Annotated in this window: 4 protein-coding genes and 1 pseudogene; 2 read left to right on the top strand and 3 right to left on the bottom strand. The window is 67.0% G+C overall.

All coding sequences use genetic code 11. The features are described from left to right. Nucleotides 1-302, bottom strand: a pseudogene (locus tag ACWD10_RS38345) (hypothetical protein); the annotation flags it as partial. A 321-nt stretch (nt 303-623) separates the two neighbouring features. Between ACWD10_RS38345 and ACWD10_RS38340 the strand changes: the two are divergent. Both ACWD10_RS38340 and ACWD10_RS38335 read left to right on the top strand, forming a co-directional pair. Next, complete coding sequence (locus tag ACWD10_RS38340) at nt 624-1,217, top strand: hypothetical protein (protein WP_451098456.1); 594 nt, start codon at nt 624-626, stop codon at nt 1,215-1,217. A 1-nt stretch (nt 1,218) separates the two neighbouring features. Continuing rightward, complete coding sequence (locus tag ACWD10_RS38335) at nt 1,219-1,452, top strand: 3'-5' exonuclease (RefSeq protein WP_451098452.1); 234 nt, start codon at nt 1,219-1,221, stop codon at nt 1,450-1,452. On the opposite strand, the gene ACWD10_RS38330 is transcribed toward ACWD10_RS38335, so the two are convergent. Together ACWD10_RS38330 and ACWD10_RS38325 are read right to left on the bottom strand one after the other, a co-directional pair. Continuing rightward, nucleotides 1,428-1,655 carry a hypothetical protein gene (locus ACWD10_RS38330; RefSeq protein WP_451098450.1) on the bottom strand — a complete coding sequence of 76 codons (228 nt, stop codon included), beginning with the start codon at nt 1,653-1,655 and terminating at the stop codon, nt 1,428-1,430. The genes ACWD10_RS38335 and ACWD10_RS38330 overlap by 25 nt on opposite strands. A gap of 473 nt (nt 1,656-2,128) precedes the next feature. After that, on the bottom strand, nt 2,129-2,554 hold the full coding sequence (locus tag ACWD10_RS38325) for a hypothetical protein (RefSeq protein WP_451098448.1): 426 nt from the start codon (nt 2,552-2,554) through the stop codon (nt 2,129-2,131). Nucleotides 2,555-2,850: the final 296 nt, after the last annotated feature.

The raw sequence follows: 2,850 nt of genomic DNA, 5'->3' as shown, positions 1-2,850 counted from the left end.
ACATCGAAGTCGACCTCCTCCGACGCAGAGAAGCGGAAGATCACCAGCACATCGGCCGACGGCCAGACCCTCAGCTCCGGGCACTCAGCGCCCAGTGGACGGGACAGCACGACCTCTGCCCGCGGCATGGGCCGCACGGCCCCGCCTTCGGAGTGCTGCCACGGCCAGCCGCTCGCAGCGACCAGGTCAAGGACAGACTGCCAGTCCTCCATCGAGGCATGAGGGACACTGACGTCCGGCAGGGACCCCATCACATCGGGATCGAAGAAACACCGCACGTCGTTCCACAGCAGATCAGGCACTCCGCCATGCTGCCGATCTCCCCGTCCCCGCGCAGCCGGGTTTTTCCGACGGACTCCCGCACCCAGCCCTGCCTTCGCTCCCCGTCTGGCCAACTACCACCCGCCAAATTGGCCAACCACAAATCAACATGAGCACGCGACCTGCACCTCCGCGCGACCGGCTGGCCAACCATCGGTCGTGGTCACAGACAAGAGGTGATGACCCATGACCACAACAGCGAACGCCCCCGCTCAGGTCCGGCAGGCCGTGCGGAACGGGGCGCTCCAATCGACGAGGTGGCGGGGGTGCCGGTGTACCGGTGGGGGAAGGCTCCGGCACACTTGCGGACACAGACGCAACTCGGCGAGCAGCGGCTGAAGTTGGCGCCGGAGCAGCGGCCCTTGGCGTACCTGCGGCTGCGCAGGCACGGCGACGTGCCCCTGTACGACCCGCAGGCGGCGGTGAAGATGCGGCCGCTGCCGACGAGGCACCACCAGTGCCCCGACTGCCGGCGGGAGCAGCTGGCCGAGGAACGTCTGCGGGCACGGGCCTGCCGGGACTGCAAGGCGGTGCGGGAGCGGTCCTGGCCGCGATCCCACGGGCGCTGCGGGAAGTGCCGGCGGGCGCAGCTCGCCGAGCTGCAGCACAAGGCGGCCGCGTGGATCGAGGAGGTCACCGTGTGCGCCACCGAGGGCTACTCGGTGAGGATCGTGCCGAAGAAGGAGGCGCGGGCCTTCCAAAAGGCGCAGCATGCCTGCCTGAAGGAGCAGGACGTGCGGCTCGTCTCGTGGGGTCTTGCTCCGCACTGGCCCGTGCGGTGCCCACCCTGCCAGGCCACGTACGAGCGGCATCAGATCGAGCGGGCCCGGCAACGGGCCGAGGAAGAACGCGAGCGGGAGCAGCGGCGGATCGAGGAGCGCCGCTTGGGCGCGTGAGGTGCTCTCCGACGAGCGCACGGTCATCCTCGACACGGAGACGACCGGGCTGGACGCGAACGCGCGGATCGTGGAGATCAGCGTCATCACGGTGCACGGTGACGTGCTGGTGGACACGCTGCTGGATCCGGACGAGCCGATTCCCAGGGACGCGACCGGAAACCGACGGGTTCGCGGATTCCCGGAGGCCTCTGAGAGCGAACCTGCGGGTCATTCCCCCCTGTTGGGGAGATAGACCGGCGGGTTCACGGAGGGATTGTCGTCAGCAGCGCCGCGGGGACTGGGCAACGAGCGGCTCTCTCCGGACCGTGGCAACGGGTCGAGGTCGACGAACAGCACCAGCAGCACGACAACCGCCGCGATCACCGTGGCCAGCTCAGGCTGCAGTGCCAACAGGTCCAGCAGCGCCCACAGACCACCGCAGGTCACGGCAAGCACTTCTCGCCGAGTGGGCGTCCTGACGGTGGGCACCCACTTGGGCCGGAGGTTCTCCTGCGGGTTTCCTTGGTTCCGTGGCATGCTCGGAACGTTCCTTTCCGTAGTGGCAGTGGCCTCATCACAGACCTCCTCGGAGAGGGCATGCGGGGATGGCCGGCGCAACGGCCATCCCCGTTATTCATGCCCTGCCGAAACAGGCCGAGAGAGAACTTAGCCGACCCGGAGAGCTCTCGACGGCCCTTCCTGAGGATTGGCGCGAGAGTAACTTTGATTGTTATTTATCCTCCTGTTATCAGTCTCACATATTCGCAGGTCAGAGCCTTGCGGACCCCCTTGCTGTCACAAACATCAACACCTGACACCCCACGTGTCAAATGCGGCCTAGGCCGTTTTGGAATTGTCGCCCCACGTGTCAAATGGCCTAGGCCGTTATTCACCGCGTCCGTGCGGAAGTCCATGAAGGGTACTTCTGCTCAAGCCTGGATCGGGTCGGCCTTCTTGTCGGGGTGGGCGGCGGCGACGTATCTCGTTGCGGTCGCGTCGCTGAGGCCGAAGACGCGGATAAGGCGGATCGGGTCGGCGGTTTCCCGGGCCTCGTCGAAGATCCGGTCCTGCCGTAGTTTGTCCGGGCTGATGCGAGCCCGCTGGAAGGGCGTCCTGATGACCTCGTTGCTGACCTGCGGGTGAAGGTCGTCGACTGCGGTCTGTCTGCTCACGATCAGGTAGGGGTTGGTGCAGTCGGGCCATCGCTCGACGCGCTCGATGATCCAGGCGGTCGCCAGGTTCATGGTGAGTTCGTCGAGATAGACCACGTGGTCCATGCGGCCGTGGCGGCGGACCCGAAGCTGGCCGCGGGCCCTGTCCAGGTCCTCCAGCCGCAGCCGGCGGATCTGCGTCATGGGGAGAGCATGGACCGCCGTCAGGGCGACGATCAGCTTGTCCCGGACGCCGGGAACCCTGTCGAGCAGGCCCCGGAGGCGGTCCGAGGGCAGTGGGACCGGTAGGCGCCGTGCAACGGACAGGGAGACGGTGCGGGCGGGATCACGGAAGATCAGACGCTCCCGCTTCAGGGCCCGGAACATCGACCGGAGGCCGACGTGGACTCACTGGTACTGATGTACTCCAACTCAGCGTCGACGGCGACTGGTTCACCATCTGCCCGCTCGACCGCCTCACCCCCGGCCGGGGCATGGCC

The sequence above is a fragment of the Streptomyces sp. NPDC002851 genome (genome assembly GCF_053591935.1).
The sequence above is the reverse complement of the archived record's forward strand: the minus strand, read 5'-3'. Positions and strand labels throughout refer to the sequence as shown.